This window comes from Streptococcus gallinaceus, from assembly GCF_024170225.1.
GTDB lineage: Bacteria > Bacillota > Bacilli > Lactobacillales > Streptococcaceae > Streptococcus > Streptococcus gallinaceus.
In genome coordinates this window covers 13708-31300 of sequence record NZ_JALJXU010000002.1, presented here as the reverse complement: position 1 = coordinate 31300, position 17593 = coordinate 13708, and the positions used below count along the sequence as shown (strand labels likewise).

The window sequence follows — 17593 nt, the reverse complement described above, 5'->3', positions numbered from 1 at the left end:
ATCCACCTTTCGGTGGATTTTTATGCTATAATGTTCTGTATATAAAGGAGTATACCTATGTACAAGGATGATAGCTTGACGCTGCATACCGATCTCTACCAGATCAACATGATGCAGGTCTACTTTACAAAAAATATTCATAATAAGCATGCTGTTTTTGAAGTTTTCTTCCGTAAGCAACCCTTTGAAAATGGCTACGCCGTCTTTGCTGGGCTAGAAAGAGTGGTCCAATATTTATCGGATTTGCATTTTTCTGAAACAGATATCGACTACCTCCGCGAGCAAGGCTATCCTGAGGATTTCCTAGATTACCTAGCCAATCTCAAAATGGAACTGACCGTTCGTTCGGCTAAAGAAGGCGACTTGGTTTTTGCCAATGAACCCATCATGCAAATCGAAGGTCCACTGGCCCAATGCCAGCTGGTGGAAACTGCCATTCTCAACATTGTCAATTACCAGACCTTAATTGCGACCAAAGCCCGCCGTATCAAAACGGTTATCGAGGACGAGCCACTCCTAGAATTCGGAACACGTCGCGCCCAAGAAATGGACGCTGCCATCTGGGGTACACGGGCTGCCTTCATCGGTGGAGCGGGTGCCACATCCAATGTTCGGGCTGGTAAGATGTTTGGCATTCCAGTTTCTGGTACACATGCCCATGCTCTCGTACAGACTTTTGGCAATGACTATGATGCCTTCATGGCTTATGCGACGACTCACAAAAAATGTGTCTTTCTTGTTGATACCTACGATACTTTGCGACTGGGCGTTCCAGCTGCAATTCGGGTAGCAAAGGAGTTAGGTGACAAGATTCAATTTCTCGGAGTTCGCATTGACTCTGGTGACATGGCTTACATTTCGAAAAAAGTTCGTCAGCAATTGGATGATGCTGGTTTCCACGATGCAAAAATCTACGCTTCCAATGACCTGGATGAAAATACCATTCTCAACCTCAAAATGCAAAAGGCAAAAATTGATGTGTGGGGCGTCGGCACCAAACTCATCACCGCCTATGATCAGCCAGCGTTAGGAGCCGTCTACAAGATTGTCTCTATCGAAGACGAAAACGGTCAAATGAAGGACACCATTAAATTGTCCTCAAATGCTGAGAAGGTATCAACTCCCGGTAAAAAGCAAGTTTGGCGCATCACTTCCCGCGAAAAAGGGAAGTCCGAAGGGGATTACATTACCTTTGCAGATACAGATGTGGCTCATATGGACAGCATCCACATGTTCCACCCTACCTATACCTACATTAACAAAACCGTCACAAATTTTGACGCGGTGCCTCTCCTTGTTCCTATCTTTGACCAGGGGAAATTGGTCTATCAACTGCCTAGTCTTCAGGATATTCAAGATTATGCCCATCAGGAATTTGATAAATTATGGGATGAGTACAAGCGGGTCTTGAATCCACAAGATTACCCTGTTGACCTGGCAAAAAATGTTTGGGACCATAAGATGAATCTCATTGACACCGTCCGCAAACAAGCCCTCGGTAAGTAAAAATAGGAGAAAACATGACATTACAAGAAATCATTATTCGTGAACTCGGCGTCCTATCTACCATTGATCCACAAGAAGAAATTCGTCGTTCGATTGACTTTTTAAAAGAATACTTGAAAAAACATCCTTTCTTAAAAAGTTATGTCTTAGGAATTTCTGGTGGTCAAGATTCCAGTCTCGCTGGTCGTCTGGCACAGATTGCTATTGAAGAAATGCGCGCTGAAACAGGTGACGATGCTTATCAATTTATCGCCATTCGTCTTCCTTATGGCATCCAAGCCGACGAGGACGATGCACAGCGTGCGCTGGCTTTTATCAAACCAGACGTGAGCTTGACGGTAAATATCAAGGAAGCCGTTGATGGTCAAGTTACCGCACTTGAAGCAGCCGGATTGAGCATTTCTGACTTTAACAAGGGCAATATCAAGGCCCGCCAACGCATGATTACCCAATATGCCGTTGCTGGTGAGCATAAAGGAGCCGTCATCGGTACGGACCATGCCGCAGAAAATATCACTGGTTTCTTCACTAAGTTTGGTGATGGTGGTGCAGATGTTCTGCCACTTTTCCGTCTCAATAAACGCCAAGGAAAGGCTCTCTTAGCCGCGCTTGGTGCTGAAAAAGCCATCTATGAAAAGATTCCAACTGCGGACCTCGAAGAAAACAAGCCCGGACTTGCTGATGAGGTCGCTCTCGGCGTGACCTACAATGACATCGATGATTATTTGGAAGGCAAAACCGTAAGTCCTCAAGCGCAGGAAATCATTGAAAATTGGTGGAAAAAAACAGCCCACAAGCGTCACTTGCCCATTACAGTCTTCGATGATTTTTGGAAATAATAAAAAGTAACAGGGAGAAAATCTATGAATTTCACTGGTATACCGATATTAGAAAGCGATCGTCTGTTGCTCCGACCTTACACCTTAGCAGATGCACAACTCATGTTTGACAACTGGGCTTCTCACCCTGAAAATGTCACCTATGTCACTTGGTCTGCCCACGAAAGTGTTGATTTTACAAGGCAACTCTTGAAGGAATGGACATCTAGCTATGACCAACCAGACTTTCTCCACTGGGTTATTGCGTTTAAAGACCAACCTGATTTTGTGATTGGAGATATTAGTGTTATTGATAGCGACCAAGCAACTCAATCCTGTGAACTGGGCTATATTCTCAGTCAAGATTATTGGGGACAAGGCCTAATGACAGAGGCTTTGAAAACTGTCATTGACTTTTTATTCCAAGAAGTCAACTGCAATCGTATCACTGCCATTCATGCAACAGAAAATCCCGCATCTGGCCGTGTTATGAACAAAGCAGGGATGAAATACGAAGGAACCTTCCGTCAAGCTGCTAATCTAAAAGGAAATTTAGTGGACATTTCAGAATACGCTATTTTAAGAGAAGATTTCACAAAAAAATAAAAAGGACACATTGTCCTTTTTTATTTTTCTAAATAATCTGCAACCGCAACCACATCCTTGTCACCACGACCAGAAACATTGACGATGATGATTTGCTCTTTATCCATCAAAGGTGCTCGCTTAATGGCTTCTGCAATAGCATGAGAACTCTCGATGGCAGGTAGAATCCCTTCCGTTTTACTGAGAGTTAACAGGGCCTCAACCGCCTCAGCATCACGAGCCGACACATACTCTACGCGGCCACTTTCCTTGAAAAAGGCGTGTTCCGGACCAACTCCAGGATAGTCTAGGCCAGCTGAAATAGAGTAAACCGGCGCAATTTCTCCATTCTCCTTGAACAGAGCGATCGTTTTCATCCCATCAACAATTCCGACGGTTCCTTTGGTCATTGTTGCGGCATGCTTGTCCGTGTCCACACCACGCCCCGCAGCTTCTACTCCCACCAAGCCGACTTCAGCATCATTGACATATTGTGAAAAAACTCCAATGGCATTTGAACCGCCCCCGACACACGCAATGACCAAGTCTGGTAAACGTCCTTCTATTTCTAAAATCTGACGTCGTGACTCAATGGAAATAACCTTCTGAAATTCATGAACAATGGATGGATAGGGATGGGGACCAACTGCCGATCCCAAGACAAAAAATGCATCCAAATCTGCCATCCAAGCACCAAAGGCTGCATCTACTGCCTCTTTTAAGGTAGCCGTTCCTTCTGTTACAGCATGGACACGCGCTCCCATCATCTCCATCCGAAATACATTTAAGCGCTGACGCTCCACATCTTCCGCCCCCATATAAACATCGCATTCCATTCCAAATCGTGGCGCGGCTGCTGCAGTAGCAACTCCGTGTTGACCCGCTCCTATTTCTGCGATAACACATTTTCCCATCCGCTTAGCCAGCAAAATTTGTCCCAAGACATTATTCAATTTATGCGAGCCTAAGTGATTCAAATCTTCCCGCTTGAGGTAGATTTTTGCACCGCCCAAGTGATTGATCAAGGACTCTGCAAAATAAAGTGGCGTCTCACGACCAGAATAATCCTTCAAATAATGCTGGTATTCCTCCAAAAATTCTGAATCATTTTTATAGGTTTCAAATGTTGTCTCCAATTCATCCAAAAGTGCCTGAATTGGCTCAGGAACAAAACTACCACCAAATTGACCAAAAAAATCCTTTTTCTACTGTCATAACAAATTTTCTCCTTATTGCTGAAACTCTTTTTACAGTTTATTTACACTATTTTTCCAACTTTCAGACGCCATCGTTTGTTCATATCACTTCTCCTTTATCGTGAAATTCATCTTCTACCCCCTGCTACCTTCTGCGAACTTGCAAGCTTTAAGAATGTAAGGTTCGTAGTTCTCACTGTGTTCGAACTGCGTCAATTCCCTTAAATTCAATGGCGGTGCAATGCTCCTTATTTCATTAAGGGGAATAGAAAAAACCTCGCATACTAAATAGTATGCGAGGGCGAAAATCCGCGGTGCCACCTCACTTATGGGAATTGTCTAGAATGTCCCCATATCTCAAGCTCCCTGAAAACTTTCGTCTAGTACTTTTCTGATTGAGTAACACTATACGGCTTGAATCTTAGTCTGTCAAGTCTTTTTTATGATTTTTTGTATTTGCTGATAAAAAAGATAAGCCAACAGTCCTCCCAATGTATTGGTCCAGAGGTCGTCAATTTCAAAAACACGTCCTGCATCCATAAGACCGTCTAGAAGTAGCTGCGTACACTCAATACCTAAGCTGATGCAAAAACTATAAAGAACAACTGTCTTTGTGCTCTGCCATTTTTTAAAGAGAAAAATAAGGGCTAGCACAAGTGGAAACAGCAAGAAAACATTGCTAATATTTTGCAGAAAAATATAGAAAATCCCCTTGAGACTATGGACTTCATGCCCATTTACAAGGCTGTTAAAGGGCGTTGGCAGAAAATAAAAGCGACCGACTTGCACAATTCCTGGCGTTGAAAATCCTTTTGGATTTGGTAGAAAATGCTGCGGAAGAAAACACATGAAAGAAATAGCCAGAGCATAGGCTCCAGCTAGATATCCTGTGACTTTTCTTCCTAACGGTGTCAATTGACCGTTTGGCTGAAAAAAGATAGACATTAGGGTTGAATCTCCCGAATTCCTGCTTTGGCGTTGGCAGCTGCAATACGAGCTTTTGCACGTTCACGGTCTTTATTGAGAGTTTTTGAACGCAACTGTCCGCAAGCTGCATCGATATCTGTACCGTGTTCTTGACGCACCACGCAGTTAACTCCATTTTTCTTGAGACGATCATAAAACGCAGCCACACGTTCTGGAGTGGAACGACTGTACTGGTCATGCTCAGAAACTGGATTGTAGGGAATCAAGTTAATGTAAGACAACTTCCGAATGCGCTTAGTCAAGTCAGCTAATTCCTGAGCTTGCTCCACACCGTCATTCACTTCATTGAGCATGATGTACTCAAAGGTCACACGGCGATTGGTCACTTGGATGTAATCTTCAATAGCTTCAAAGAGTTCTTCGATTGGAATGCGACGGTTAATACGCATCATGCGTGAACGAATATCGTTATTTGGTGCATGAAGAGAAACTGCCAAATTAACCTGCACACCTTCGCGAGCAAATTCACGGATTTTTGGTGCCAAACCAGAAGTCGATACCGTAATGTGACGAGCACCGATAGCCAGGCCTTTATCATCATTGACAACACGGAGGAAATTCATCACGTTGTCGTAGTTATCTAGCGGCTCGCCAATCCCCATGACAACGATGTGGCTGACACGTTCTCCTTGGCCACGTTCGTCAAAGTATTTTTGAACGAGCATAATTTGCGCAACGATTTCGCCGCTGGTCAAGTCACGTTGCTTTGGAATCAAGCCTGAGGCACAGAAACTGCAACCAATATTACACCCAACTTGCGTCGTTACACAGACAGACATCCCATAATGCTGGCGCATCAGAACTGTCTCAATCAGCATGCCATCTGGCAATTCAAAGAGATACTTAACCGTTCCATCTTTGGACTCTTGGACAATCCGTTGCTTCAATGGATTGAATACAAATTGTGCATCTAATTTATCAATCAAGGATTTTGGCAAGTTGCTCATTTCTTCAAATGACTGCACGCGTTTTTGATAGAGCCATTCCCAAATTTGGGTGGCACGGAATTTTTTCTCGTTGTTTTCAAGTGCCCACTCCACTAATTGTTGGCGTGTGAGGGCATAAATAGATGATTTCATGTTGCTCCTTATTTCTGGCGAATGACAAAGCCACGCTTGGCTTCTTGAATTTCACGGTTTGACTTTTTCTTATCTCGTTTTTGACGGCGATCCTGCTCCTGTCTCTTGGCTGGATCTGTTTTTTCGTTGACCGTAAAATGTCGTCCTTGTGATTGATTTTTAGATTTGCCATTAGACTGACCGGAATTTCGATTCGTACGATTGCGGCGACGTTTTAGTTTTTCTTCTGGCTCAGCTGGCATTTCTTGAGGATTTGGATTTGCTAAAACAAAATAGGCACAGCCAAAGTTACAAAACTCGGTCAAATAATCCTCGAGACGGCTAATCTTGATATCTGTTTTCATAGCCTTCTCATCCTTATAAAATCCTTTGAGGCGCAGCTGCTCATTACCCCAATCCCCAACGATATAGTCAAATTTCAGCATAAGCTGGGAAAAACGTTGACCAAAAACTGTCTGGTCGAAGGCTTCTCGGTAATCTTCAACTAATTCTAATTCAATATTTTCTGCTACAACCTTATTTCCGACCCGTGCAAAACTGGGACCAGGAAACTTGTTGTAATTGTACATTTCTGGAGAAATCTCTTTCTTCATTTCATTTCCTTTACTAGAGTCTCTAATTTATTCATTATATCGTATTTTAGGAAAATTTGCAGAGCTTTTGCCGTCCATGATAATTTTCAGACAATTAACCGCAATGACAAGAACAAAAGACGAGTTACTACTCGCCTTTTGTTTTTTCTAGGTAATCAATCGCATCCTGCACTGTTTTGACAGGAACCACCTTGATATCCAACTTGTTTTCTTTGACTGCTTCCAGAGCTTCTTCGTAGTTGGTCTTGGCGTTTGGCTTAACCTTTCGCACTTCTTTTTCAACTGGGTTGTTGGGAACAAAGAAAATGCTTGCTCCAGCTTTTGCCGCTGATAACACTTTTTTGTCCGCTCCGCCAATATCACCAACCGAACCGTCCTGCTCAATGGTCCCTGTCCCCGCAATCGTCCGACCAGCACGCAAATCAGGGTTGGCTAGCTGAGTATAGATAGCTAGAGTAAACATGAGTCCCGCACTTGGTCCACCAATATTGCCAGTTTCAAATTGAATCGGTGTCTTACTCTTGACCTCTGTATGGTCTACAAGTCCAATCCCGATACCATTTTTACCGTTTTCTAACTTGATGATTTTACCATTTGCGCTCAGTTTTTGGTCTTGACTCACGTATTGAATACTGACTTCATCGCCGATTTTTAAGCCGCCAACGTACTGAATCAATTCCTTCGAACTTTTAAAGGTCTTTCCGTTGACACCCGTTACAGTGTCCGCAATGTTCAAGACGGACTTGAAGGTTGAATTATCCGCTACATTTAGGACATATACCCCGAAAAAGTCCATGGACGCTTCCTCACCAGCCAATTTCAGCGCTTGGTACTTGGCCATGTTTTGGGAGGTTTCCATGTAAAACTGACTGATACGGTAGTAATCCTCGCTGTTTGAGCCACCTGTCATTTCTTTTTCAGTGTAGATATCTGAGTTTTTGTCAAAATAGGCCATAAGCAATTGAACTGCCGTCGCTTTTTTCACCTGCACATAGACAAAATTATAGGAGCCCTTAGCGCTATCTTCCTTATCCTTCACCGTCAAAACTGAGCGAATATCCGATGCCCCGCCGGGACTTTCAACGTAATAAGGAAGCGGGAAAATGAAGGCTACCCATAAGAGCACAGTCGCTATACCAATTGATGTAAACAGTAATACTTTATTTCGTTTTTTCATTATTTTTCCTTTTCTAATGCGGCCACCACTGCCTGCGGTACGTAGTCATCAATCGCAGCGCCAAAATGAAGCAACTCCCGAATCCCCGATGAAGAAATTTCCCGATGTGCCAGCTTGGACGTGAGATAGATGGTATCTAGCTTTTGAGATAAGGCTTGGTTGTAAAACTCCATGGACATCTCATAGGCAAGATCTGCTCCATTGCGCAAGCCCCGCACTAAATGGGTAGCACCCAGTTCTTCTGCAACGCTTACCGCTAGCTGGTCTGACGAAGTGATCACCGTCACATTTTTCAAATGCGCAAGGCTAGCTTCTACCATTTCCAGCCGTTCCTCCACGGGAAAGAAGCCCTGCTTCGCTTTATTGTAAAAAATACCAACGTAAAGCTGGTCAAAAAGTTGACTCGCTCGTTCAATCAAATCCACATGCCCCTTGGTAATTGGGTCAAAGGATCCTGTAAATAGCCCGATTTTTTTCATCATTTGTCCTCATCTTGGCAAAAATACAAGTAACAAAAAAGTAAAGTTGGCAGTAACCCTAATAAGGTATAACGGTCAAGTCCATTGTAGAGCCAGCTAATCACATTGGCCGATGCGGACACAAAGATACAAAATAGATAAAATGGATTTCGACTCTTGGACAGCGCCCCTACCCCCTCTTGATTTTTCAAGTGATAGCCCTTTATCCAGTCTTCTAATTTCTTCAAATGCAACAATAGATAGATGAATACGCCGATTGCAAAGGCTAGTATTCCCCAAAAGAGTGGATGCATCCTGCACCTCCTACTTCACATAAACCGTTACCTTACTAATGCCATATGTTTTTTGCTTCCAAATGCCCAATTCTGCAATTTCTTCTGGTAGGTCAACGGACTTATCCGTCTCGCAGACCACCATGACATCCTCAGCCAATAGCTGCTGCTGACACAGGTTTTCAATATTGGCTACAATTTCTTCTTTAGCATAAGGAGGATCTAAAAAAACCAAATCAAACTGTCCGTCTAATTGCCCCAAAGCATGATTCGCTTCCGTCTTCAACAACTGAAACCGACTCTCTTCCTTGGTCATACGGATATTTTCTTGAACAATGGCTTGCGCTTTCCGATCCCGTTCGACAAGAACTGCCTCATCCATTCCGCGCGAAACAGCCTCAATAGACAAACCGCCACTACCTGCGAACAGGTCCAGAACCCGCCCCCCATCAAAATAAGGACCAATCATATTGAACATGGCTCCCCTTACCTTATCAGAGGTCGGTCGTGTGGTCTTACCTTCTAAAGTCTTCAGCGGACGCCCGCCATATTTCCCAGAAACAATTCTCATACCTAGTATTATAGCAAAAAGCCATCTAAAATAAAACACACTAAGGTTAGTAGTATATAGTGACGATGCCTTGTTGATTCGTAAAACTTTTGGATACCTGTCTATCTTATATAAGATAAACATATAGATACCCATTTCAAAATAATATTAGCAACGTATATGAAGGATTCGAACTTACATATTGAAAAAACACAAATATCTGTCAAATGGCGGTTATGATTATGGAATTCCGAACTCTTCAGAGAATGAAGAGGAGAAATTGAAATTCATCTTAATTTGAGTTATTATTATAACAAATCAAAAATTTGAGGAAATAGTATGAATTTTTATAATTTGGAATATATCACACAAAATCAATCATTTAATCTAATCTTTCGATCTGTAACTTTGATTCTGTTACTTGTGATTGTCATGCTTACAAGCCTTCATTATATGCGTAATAGACTGAAAACGCGTTTGCGAGATATCAGTATCGGAATTGTGGTTCTGATATTAATCCTTTTAGGTATACAAGTTGAAGACTATTGGCAGAATAATCATGATTTTTCACAATCTCAGATCTTGGTAAAATTTATCGAAAGTGTTGCTACCGATAATGATATTTTGCCAGAAGATGTTTTAGTTAATTCTACAATATTAAAGGATGGTATTATTGTACGTTACAATACGAAAGATTATACTGTTCATCTTAATGACGATAATAATTCTTATATACTTGAACGCACACATGTGATTGATCATCATGTCTATATTAACGGAGGAAAATAATTGATGAATATGTATCTCTTAGTAAGTATTAAATTTCTTTTGGGAATTCTTGTCATGATTCTACAAATTCATATTTTAGGGAAGTATGAATTCTCTGTAAACACTCCACTTAATCAGATTCAAAATTATGTTCTTGGTGGTATTATTGGTGGTATCATTTATAATAATTCTATTTCAATTTTAACTTTTCTCATCATTTTATTGATTTGGTCTTTGGTAGTGGTTATTATAAAATTATTAATTAATAATAAAATAATCAGAGCTATTATCGTTGGAAATCCTGTGATGTTAATAAAAAATGGTAAGGTTAATGTTGAAAATTGTGCTCAAGTTGGCTTATCAGCAGACCAACTGATGCTTCATTTAAGAATGGAGGGGGTTAGCACTACCAAGGATGTTAAAAGTGCTATTATGGAACCAAATGGAAAGTTAACAATTTTAGATAAGAATTCTGAAAGTCCCAAATTTCCACTTATTAGTAACGGATACATCAATTATGATGTCCTTGAACTGATTAATCAAAAAGAAGAATGGTTATTCAACACCCTTAATAAACAAGGTTTCAAATCCGCAAGAGAGATTTTTTTAGCAGAATATCAGAACAAGCAACTATATATAACACCCTATTCTAAAAGGTCAACTTAGTGAATTTTAAAAATCATAACCATCCAATCCATAAAGTGACGTCTAAAAACGTTCAATTTATGCTTATATTACTTGACTATTGCCCGTAACTACGGGCTTTTATTATGGCTTCAAGCCAGTTTTTCATGAAGTGAAAAACAATAAAATCACCAGCTATACTGGTGGCTGACAAGGCTTCTAACCTCTATCAACTATCAATAAACTAAAAATCAATACTGTTTCGCTATACTTTATCATTATGACACCTTATCAAAAATTCATATGGTATATGAGAAGATGCAGATTTTAAAACTTTAAGTATTCAAAAATACAGTAGACTTGATAAATCTACTGTATTACCGAAAACTAGTTCAAAAAACTATTGATATCCTTGACAATTGGTAGAAAAATTATACTTTCATTGCTATATCTCTAATCGCCTACTAATAAACTGGAGGTAGGCCTGCTGGCGTTGCATTTCAATCGCTTCACAAATATGCTTCAAACGATGTTCCTTTGTGTAAACTGCTAAATCGAAGATAATGTTATTATTTGTAGCACACACCTTTTTTAAGAGAGGAATGTATTTTTGATCAGCAATAATCACAGCACTCTCCATATCTTTTAACAATTTGACATTGTCATTGTTGAAATTAAAGGGAATAATCCTTGTAGACTTTTCAGGTAAGTGTTGATGTAGCCAACTTTCAAACATGAGTAAATTAGCATCGTTGTTAGAACATAGCACTACTGATATACGGGCAAGTTGAGTTTTCAGTAATTGTCTAATTTGAACAGTTAGTAAATTCAGATGTTTAGGACTAATCTCCCCTTCATAGCCCAATTCCGTCATCCATTTACTGAGAAGTTCTCTGTTTTTTCTATAAAGTGGTGAACAATTATCGTTTAGATATTTATCAATTAAGCGATCCTCAGGGAGAAACTGTTGAAGATTATATAGGAATTTTCTAAATAATTCAATCATACTAGTAATGAAAAAATTTGAAAATACTATAGAAGAATCTAAAAACTGATTAAATAATGGCAATAGTTTTGCTATATCGGTTTCATGAATAACAATTTGGGCTAACGTATTATCATGCTCTGGCGTCCACTTATCCCCAGCAAATGGATTGTTACGAGTACAATACACTAAAAACAGATAATCATAATCAACTTGGTCGAATTTTAATTGCAGATGAGGCTCAAAAACTTGTTCTGAATAGGTCCGAATCAGTTGATAAATAAATATTTTTTTCAATGCATCAAACTGACGAGAAGCAGGTAAAAATGGTCTAAAGACATGGCGTTTCCACGTTAAAATGATTAAAAACTCAAAAAAAAGAAGTTCTTCTTCCATCAATACCAATAACTCTGGTGTGATATGATCATTTGATACAGTAATAAACTCCTTGACTAGCATACGGTCTTCTTCAGTTATTTTGTAACAGGTAATTCCAAAATGACATTGCAATAAGGCAAGTAAATAACGAATTTTAAATTCCTCACCTACAATATAATTATTTTTAATAGTAAGTTGGACAGTCTCAAGGTAATGATGACAACGCTTTTTCAAACGGTATGCTGTTGGAACAGAGATATAATGCGTCTTGATAAATTCTGTATAGGGAAGATGTTGCTGATTTGTCAATAAAAAACGCAAGCATTGTAAAAAAAGAGAGTTCTCATAGATACGTTGCAAACATTGTGTCTTAGTTGCATTCGACAATAAACAACAGTGAATCCGTTTAGAATCAATATGAATCTGAAGCAAATCTCCAAGCTCTGGCTGAAGTTCGGCAATGAGTTCTCGAATTGTTTTTTTACTGAATCCAGTAATCTGAACAAGTTCAGAAAAGTCACTATGTGTAAATTCCAATAGAGTATTAATTAAAAAAATTTTATTCAGAATAGCAGGCTCAATATAGTTAGCTAGCATAGATATTCTCCATCAAATATTAATGCGCTAGGTAGTGAAAACTACCAAACCATACTAGTAAATCACACTTTCATCTAAAAATCAATAACTTGCTGATAAATTAGAGACTGAATAGTCGGAATATTCACACTGTTTCCATTTTCATACTATTTTTCAAAAAGAAATATGAGAATAATAAAATGTTATTTTATATTGTATTTTAAAATAAATTAGTATTAAATAGATAGTGCCTATCTTATAGGAATAATTACAAATAAGGAGTATGATATGAATCATAGCAAAAAGAAACAAGTCATTTTAGCCGCTACTCTGGCTTCGACTATTTTATTAGGAGGAGTTTACGGACAAACAACAGTAGCCGCAAATGATAATCCTCCAGCTGTACCAATTACACAGAATGATGATAACAATATTAAATTAAAAACCATTGAACTTCAACTTGCAGCACAAGGATTTCAGGACGAATTTCCAAAGAGAGTTAGTGATTATTTATCCTTTTTTAATCTTCACCGTCAATATAATCTTGAAATTCAAACTTTATTAGAACAATCTTCGACTGAATTACAAACAGCCAAAGACTCTGCCCAAATAAATAGCATAATTGAAAAGGCGAAAGAGAATTTTTCAGCTACTCTAACTAAAGCAATTAATGAAATTGCGAAAGTAAAGACACAGCGAGAGGAATCACTAAAAATTGTCAGGGCACATGGAAAAAATCGTCAAGACGATGTGAACTCACAAAACTCTAAAAAGTCGATAACCGAAAAAGTTGAGAATTTTATTGAAAAGCTTACATCTACACAGTCAGTAGAAGAAGTAAAACAGCTTGAAAAAGTAACAATCGCTGCTATTAATAACGTTGTGGAAACTGAAAAAGAGCAAGAGCGTCAGAAAGTTGAGAAAAAAAACGAATTAGATGATGCATATAAAAAAACAATAGAACGTATTGATGAGATAGATAGTTTAACAAGCGCGCCAGATCAATTTAGTATGAATACTCTATTAAAAGATACCGTCATAGCAGAGGCATTGTCAGGAGCATATAAATCTATGCCATATAGAGTTTATGTAAAAGAACAATACGATAAAAAAAATATTCAGGAATTAGTTTCTTCATATCATCGTCTGGAAGATTATCTAGTTGCTGCTAAAATTAATAAACAATTCAATGACTTTATTGAATTAACCAAACAAAGCCAAAGCACCCAAATTTCTAACATCATTGAACAAGTAGTCAAGGTCATTAAAGAAAATCGTTTTGGAACCAATAACAACGGAACTCAAGCACTTGAAGAAGTAAACAAAGTAATAGAAGAAAAATCTCAACAAGTTCAACAATTAATCAAAGAGGAACAAGAGCTCAAAGAAGAGCAGACACGTAAAGAAGAACAAGCACGTAAGGACGAGCAAGCGCGCAAAGAAGAGCAAGCACGTAAAGATGAGCAAGCACGCAAAGAAGAGCAAGCGCGCAAAGAAGAGCAAGCACGTAAGGACGAGCAAGAGCGCAAAGAAGAGCAAGAGCGTAAAGAGGAATCTACTCTCGCAACTCAACAACGTCAAGCAAAAGAACAAATCAAAACTGCGGTAAAACAAAAACGAGCTGAAATTGATGCTGCTCTCCCAGAACCGCAAAAATACTATTACAAAAAATTTGCCACTAGAGAAGCAACATATGCTGTCGAAGCTATTGATAAAGCAACAACTAAAGAAGAGGTTGAGGCTGCCTTACAAGCTGGGTTGAAGCGAATTGCTGCTACTTTCCAAGCAAAAGAAAATGCTCCTCGTAAAGACGAACAAGAGCGTAAAGAGGAATCTGCTCTCGCAACTCAACAACGTCAAGCAAAAGAACAAATCAAAACTGCGGTGAAACAAAAACGAGCTGAAATTGATGCTGCTCTCCCAGAACCGCAAAAATACTCTTACAAGAAATTTGCCACTAGAGAAGCAACATATGCTGTCGAAGCTATTGATAAAGCAACAACTAAAGAAGAGGTTGAGGCTGCCTTGCAAGCTGGGTTAAAGCGAATTGCTGCTACTTTCCAAGCAAAAGAAAATGCTCCTCGTAAAGACGAACAAGAGCGTAGAGAAGAGCAAACGCGTAAAGAGAAACAAGCACGCAAAGAAGAGCAAACGCGTAAAGAGAAACAAGCACGTAAAGAAGAGCAAACGCGTAAAGAGAAACAAGCACGCAAAGAAGAGCAAACGCGTAAAGAGAAACAAGCACGTAAAGAAGAGCAAACGCGTAAAGAGAAACAAGCACGCAAAGAAGAGCAAGCACGTAAAGAGGAACAAGCACGTAAAGAAGAGCAAGCGCGCAAAGAAGAGAAACAAGCACGCAAAGAAGAGCAAGCACGTAAAGAGGAACAAGCACGTAAAGAGGAACAAGCACGTAAAGAAGAGCAAGCACGCAAAGAAGAGCAAGCACGCAAAGAGAAACAAGCGCATAAAGAGGAACCAGCACGTAAGGACGAACCATCCAAAGAAAAAATACTCCCTGTAACTGGTGAGCGTTCATCATCTTTCATGATGATGTTGGGACTTTTAAACTTATTACTATTACCTTTCGTAAAACGTCGTCTAAAGTGACTATCTAAAATTTAATAGCAAAAAAGGACTGAGACTACTTTATAGAGAACTCAGTCCTTTTCTACTATTTGGATTTTATCAAACTGTTTACAAAGATATGGTGAGCTTCCCACAGATACCCACCATTACATCTATTTTTAATTAGCAAGAAAATTAAATTACCTAACACCCTAGAATTCAAAATTGCTTAACAGTCCTATGATTCGATTACCACTTAATACTCATTTCTAGAAATTCACTTTTGGCTTATCTTTTTCTATCAAACTACACAATATTCTTTCCCTTAATATGCAACACATAATGAAATGCTAATTTTTTGCCAATCAGTAGACTAGTGAAAAATATAATATATTTCTAAATAACATTTCATTAATAACAACTTCGCTGTTTATCACTTACTTCTGAAATAAAAAAAGTATAAATAGACGAGAGAATGTTATTTCGTTGTAGCACAAAACAAAGACACCATCCACACAAGTCGTTTAACTAGCGTACAACAGATATATTGGGATGGTATCCTATTCTATAAATCACTATTTTAATAATTTTTCTTCACTTTGCCATCCCACTCATTAAGACCATAACTTAAAATATAAATTTCGTTGTAGCCTGCTTTTTTCAAGAGAAGAGCTGTCGATGTCACGCGTTGCCCACGGTCATTTTCGTAAATCAAAACTGGCTTGTCCTTACGAATAGCACCTAGACTTTGCTTGATTTGCTCTGATGGGATATTACGCGCACCGAGAATATGTTTTTTACTAAATTCAGCTGGCGTACGCAAGTCAATGACTTGAGCACCGTGCATTTTTTCAGCAAATTCCTTGTTTTCAATCAACGTCGCTGCACGTTTTAGACGCCAATAATTGTAGCCCATCCAAGCCAACAATAAAACCAGTGTAACCAATAAAATTAAGAGAGTTGAGTTCATTTTTCTGCTTGCTCCTTTTTCTTCTGATACTCTTCTTCCAGCCGATGTTCTCTGCGCAAAATCAATTCTGCCTGAATGTAGTCCATCTTATCCAAAAGACCTGCTTGATAAATCTGGAGGAGTTCGATTTTCATCATTTCAATGTCGTAGAGGCGATTTCCCATATAGACAAAGATACCAAATCGTTTGAGCAATTGTTGCACATCGTAAAGGGTTTTCATAGGAAAATTTTAGCAAAAATCCGCTCTATTTTCAAGGTCTATTTCACATTCCACTCTTTCTGCTCTCATTTTTTAAAAAAAGATAAATAAAAGAGCACCTTTCGATGCTCTCTCTTATAAGCCTGGGGCTTGTCCTAATTCTGCTGCCAGCATCCAAATCGTCTTTTCAACACTCGCTTTTGCCACATTGAAAATGTCATTTGTCACACTGTCTCCTTCTTCATCTGTTACAGCAAATCCTTTTGTAAACAAGCCTGCTAGATAACGATAAACTTCCAAGACACGCGCCAATTGTTCTTCTAAAGACAAATTATAATCTCCTTTAACTTCTGTCAACTGGCTATTGCTGCTAAATTCCGCCAAAGTTGAAAATGGAGCGCCTCCCAAAGTAATCAAGCGTTCACTCATTTCATCTAAATAACCATCCAACTCTGCCATGTATTCATCCATCTTTGGATGCCAAACCATAAAGCCTGTCCCTCTCATATACCAATGCACTTGATGCAAGATAGAATGAGCTACTGACAAATCTGCCACTGCTTGGTTCAATACTGCCTGTGTTTCTGAGAAATTGATTGCCACTGTCTCAGCTTTGGCAAATCTTGCCACTTCCGCTGCTGCTTGATGATATTTCATATAATTACCCTCTTTTCTTTTATTTGTAATTATTATAAATAAAATTCATCAACATTTCAATCTTTTAGTCTCTAAATTAGAAATGTTCTAAAATATTCCAAAAATGAGAAAACTAACAAATCCAACTAGGGTATAATAGAAGAAAAGGAGAAAAACGCATGAACAAAATTGTTTTTGTTTGTCTAGGCAATATCTGCCGCAGTCCTATGGCAGAGTTTGTTATGAAAAATCTGACCACAGATGTTAAAATAGAAAGTCGCACAACATCCTTATGGGAGCATGGAAATCCTATTCACAGAGGTACACAAGGAATTTTGAAGCAATATCAGATTCCCTACGAACCGACCAAAAGTTCCCAACAATTGACTAGGGCAGATGCGGAGAAATTCGATCTTATTATCGGTATGAATCGCAACAACATCCGTGATTTAAAGAAGATGGTTCCTGCTCATTTGCATTATAAGATTCATCCTTTTGCTGTGGAGAGTATCCCTGATCCTTATTATACAAGGGATTTTGAAGAAACCTACCAGCGCATCTTAGCAGGTTGTAAAGAATGGTTACAAAAATTGAAGCAGATGGATTCTATGTAATATTTTTGTAATATTGGGTCAAAAATGATAGAATG

The 17593-nt window shown here is 39.1% G+C and carries 19 protein-coding genes; 7 read left to right on the top strand and 12 right to left on the bottom strand.

The features are described 5' to 3' along the window. The first annotated feature begins 57 nt into the window (after positions 1 to 57). The 3 genes from J2T50_RS02600 to J2T50_RS02590 are packed head-to-tail and all read left to right on the top strand — an operon-like array spanning position 58 to position 2930. Positions 58 to 1506: a nicotinate phosphoribosyltransferase gene (locus tag J2T50_RS02600; protein ID WP_253363402.1), complete on the top strand. Its 1449-nt coding sequence runs from the start codon at positions 58 to 60 to the stop codon at positions 1504 to 1506. 14 nt (positions 1507 to 1520) lie between these two features. After that, a complete protein-coding gene (gene nadE, locus J2T50_RS02595; protein WP_253363401.1) occupies positions 1521 to 2345 on the top strand; it encodes an NAD(+) synthase in 825 nt (274 codons plus the stop codon). A 24-nt stretch (positions 2346 to 2369) separates the two neighbouring features. Next, positions 2370 to 2930, top strand: a complete 561-nt coding sequence (locus J2T50_RS02590) for a GNAT family N-acetyltransferase (RefSeq protein ID WP_253363394.1) — start codon at positions 2370 to 2372, stop codon at positions 2928 to 2930. A 20-nt stretch (positions 2931 to 2950) separates the two neighbouring features. Here the strand turns inward: J2T50_RS02590 and trpB are convergent, their stop codons facing one another. From trpB to rsmD, 8 genes are all read right to left on the bottom strand, one after another. Continuing rightward, positions 2951 to 4066 carry a tryptophan synthase subunit beta gene (trpB, locus tag J2T50_RS02585; protein ID WP_253364039.1) on the bottom strand — a complete coding sequence of 372 codons (1116 nt, stop codon included), beginning with the start codon at positions 4064 to 4066 and terminating at the stop codon, positions 2951 to 2953. A 468-nt stretch (positions 4067 to 4534) separates the two neighbouring features. Continuing rightward, on the bottom strand, positions 4535 to 5050 hold the full coding sequence (locus J2T50_RS02580; protein ID WP_253363392.1) for a VanZ family protein: 516 nt from the start codon (positions 5048 to 5050) through the stop codon (positions 4535 to 4537). Next, positions 5050 to 6171, bottom strand: a complete 1122-nt coding sequence (gene rlmN / locus J2T50_RS02575) for a dual-specificity RNA methyltransferase RlmN (RefSeq protein ID WP_253363390.1) — start codon at positions 6169 to 6171, stop codon at positions 5050 to 5052. Before rlmN ends, J2T50_RS02580 begins: the two co-directional genes overlap by 1 nt. 8 nt (positions 6172 to 6179) lie before the next feature. Further along, positions 6180 to 6764 (bottom strand): YutD family protein, encoded by a 585-nt coding sequence (locus tag J2T50_RS02570; protein ID WP_253363388.1) that lies wholly within the window; start codon positions 6762 to 6764, stop codon positions 6180 to 6182. Between the two features lie 127 nt (positions 6765 to 6891). Then, entirely contained in the window at positions 6892 to 7941 is a 1050-nt protein-coding gene (locus tag J2T50_RS02565) for a SepM family pheromone-processing serine protease (protein WP_253363386.1), read from the bottom strand. Next, positions 7941 to 8423 carry a pantetheine-phosphate adenylyltransferase gene (gene coaD, locus J2T50_RS02560; protein ID WP_253363383.1) on the bottom strand — a complete coding sequence of 161 codons (483 nt, stop codon included), beginning with the start codon at positions 8421 to 8423 and terminating at the stop codon, positions 7941 to 7943. The genes J2T50_RS02565 and coaD overlap by 1 nt, the downstream gene beginning before the upstream one ends. Further along, entirely contained in the window at positions 8420 to 8713 is a 294-nt protein-coding gene (locus J2T50_RS02555; protein ID WP_253363373.1) for a hypothetical protein, read from the bottom strand. The genes coaD and J2T50_RS02555 overlap by 4 nt, the downstream gene beginning before the upstream one ends. A gap of 10 nt (positions 8714 to 8723) precedes the next feature. Further along, entirely contained in the window at positions 8724 to 9263 is a 540-nt protein-coding gene (rsmD, locus tag J2T50_RS02550; RefSeq protein ID WP_253363371.1) for a 16S rRNA (guanine(966)-N(2))-methyltransferase RsmD, read from the bottom strand. Between the two features lie 318 nt (positions 9264 to 9581). Between rsmD and J2T50_RS02545 the strand changes: the two genes are divergently transcribed. Beyond that, the gene (locus J2T50_RS02545; RefSeq protein ID WP_253363364.1) at positions 9582 to 10031 is read left to right on the top strand and encodes a DUF3290 domain-containing protein; all 450 of its coding nucleotides are present in this window, start codon (positions 9582 to 9584) and stop codon (positions 10029 to 10031) included. Positions 10032 to 10034: 3 nt separating this feature from the next. Next, positions 10035 to 10676, top strand: coding sequence for a DUF421 domain-containing protein (locus J2T50_RS02540; RefSeq protein WP_253363363.1), 642 nt, complete (start codon positions 10035 to 10037; stop codon positions 10674 to 10676). A gap of 403 nt (positions 10677 to 11079) precedes the next feature. On the opposite strand, the gene J2T50_RS02535 is transcribed toward J2T50_RS02540, so the two are convergent. After that, positions 11080 to 12594 carry a helix-turn-helix domain-containing protein gene (locus J2T50_RS02535; protein WP_253363362.1) on the bottom strand — a complete coding sequence of 505 codons (1515 nt, stop codon included), beginning with the start codon at positions 12592 to 12594 and terminating at the stop codon, positions 11080 to 11082. 267 nt (positions 12595 to 12861) lie between these two features. Between J2T50_RS02535 and J2T50_RS02530 the strand changes: the two genes are divergently transcribed. After that, positions 12862 to 15180, top strand: a complete 2319-nt coding sequence (locus J2T50_RS02530) for a hypothetical protein (RefSeq protein WP_253363361.1) — start codon at positions 12862 to 12864, stop codon at positions 15178 to 15180. A 538-nt stretch (positions 15181 to 15718) separates the two neighbouring features. Here the strand turns inward: J2T50_RS02530 and J2T50_RS02525 are convergent. From J2T50_RS02525 to J2T50_RS02515, 3 genes are all read right to left on the bottom strand, one after another. Beyond that, on the bottom strand, positions 15719 to 16108 hold the full coding sequence (locus J2T50_RS02525; RefSeq protein ID WP_253363360.1) for a rhodanese-like domain-containing protein: 390 nt from the start codon (positions 16106 to 16108) through the stop codon (positions 15719 to 15721). Beyond that, complete coding sequence (locus tag J2T50_RS02520) at positions 16105 to 16329, bottom strand: YqgQ family protein (RefSeq protein WP_253363358.1); 225 nt, start codon at positions 16327 to 16329, stop codon at positions 16105 to 16107. Before J2T50_RS02520 ends, J2T50_RS02525 begins: the two co-directional genes overlap by 4 nt. A gap of 114 nt (positions 16330 to 16443) precedes the next feature. Further along, a complete protein-coding gene (locus J2T50_RS02515; protein ID WP_253363356.1) occupies positions 16444 to 16965 on the bottom strand; it encodes a Dps family protein in 522 nt (173 codons plus the stop codon). 158 nt (positions 16966 to 17123) lie between these two features. Here J2T50_RS02515 and J2T50_RS02510 point away from each other — a divergent pair, with 158 nt between their 5' ends. Continuing rightward, positions 17124 to 17558, top strand: coding sequence for a low molecular weight protein-tyrosine-phosphatase (locus J2T50_RS02510; protein ID WP_253363354.1), 435 nt, complete (start codon positions 17124 to 17126; stop codon positions 17556 to 17558). Positions 17559 to 17593: the final 35 nt, after the last annotated feature.

What these genes read in the sequence shown, in the direction of transcription:
- J2T50_RS02600 (WP_253363402.1), top strand. Translation starts at nt 58, where the DNA reads ATGTACAAGGATGATAGCTTGACGCTGCATACCGATCTCTACCAGATC.
- nadE (WP_253363401.1), top strand. Translation starts at nt 1,521, where the DNA reads ATGACATTACAAGAAATCATTATTCGTGAACTCGGCGTCCTATCTACC.
- J2T50_RS02590 (WP_253363394.1), top strand. Translation starts at nt 2,370, where the DNA reads ATGAATTTCACTGGTATACCGATATTAGAAAGCGATCGTCTGTTGCTC.
- J2T50_RS02580 (WP_253363392.1), bottom strand. Translation starts at nt 5,050, where the DNA reads ATGTCTATCTTTTTTCAGCCAAACGGTCAATTGACACCGTTAGGAAGA.
- rlmN (WP_253363390.1), bottom strand. Translation starts at nt 6,171, where the DNA reads ATGAAATCATCTATTTATGCCCTCACACGCCAACAATTAGTGGAGTGG.
- J2T50_RS02570 (WP_253363388.1), bottom strand. Translation starts at nt 6,764, where the DNA reads ATGAAGAAAGAGATTTCTCCAGAAATGTACAATTACAACAAGTTTCCT.
- J2T50_RS02565 (WP_253363386.1), bottom strand. Translation starts at nt 7,941, where the DNA reads ATGAAAAAACGAAATAAAGTATTACTGTTTACATCAATTGGTATAGCG.
- coaD (WP_253363383.1), bottom strand. Translation starts at nt 8,423, where the DNA reads ATGATGAAAAAAATCGGGCTATTTACAGGATCCTTTGACCCAATTACC.
- J2T50_RS02555 (WP_253363373.1), bottom strand. Translation starts at nt 8,713, where the DNA reads ATGCATCCACTCTTTTGGGGAATACTAGCCTTTGCAATCGGCGTATTC.
- rsmD (WP_253363371.1), bottom strand. Translation starts at nt 9,263, where the DNA reads ATGAGAATTGTTTCTGGGAAATATGGCGGGCGTCCGCTGAAGACTTTA.
- J2T50_RS02545 (WP_253363364.1), top strand. Translation starts at nt 9,582, where the DNA reads ATGAATTTTTATAATTTGGAATATATCACACAAAATCAATCATTTAAT.
- J2T50_RS02540 (WP_253363363.1), top strand. Translation starts at nt 10,035, where the DNA reads ATGAATATGTATCTCTTAGTAAGTATTAAATTTCTTTTGGGAATTCTT.
- J2T50_RS02535 (WP_253363362.1), bottom strand. Translation starts at nt 12,594, where the DNA reads ATGCTAGCTAACTATATTGAGCCTGCTATTCTGAATAAAATTTTTTTA.
- J2T50_RS02530 (WP_253363361.1), top strand. Translation starts at nt 12,862, where the DNA reads ATGAATCATAGCAAAAAGAAACAAGTCATTTTAGCCGCTACTCTGGCT.
- J2T50_RS02525 (WP_253363360.1), bottom strand. Translation starts at nt 16,108, where the DNA reads ATGAACTCAACTCTCTTAATTTTATTGGTTACACTGGTTTTATTGTTG.
- J2T50_RS02520 (WP_253363358.1), bottom strand. Translation starts at nt 16,329, where the DNA reads ATGAAAACCCTTTACGATGTGCAACAATTGCTCAAACGATTTGGTATC.
- J2T50_RS02515 (WP_253363356.1), bottom strand. Translation starts at nt 16,965, where the DNA reads ATGAAATATCATCAAGCAGCAGCGGAAGTGGCAAGATTTGCCAAAGCT.
- J2T50_RS02510 (WP_253363354.1), top strand. Translation starts at nt 17,124, where the DNA reads ATGAACAAAATTGTTTTTGTTTGTCTAGGCAATATCTGCCGCAGTCCT.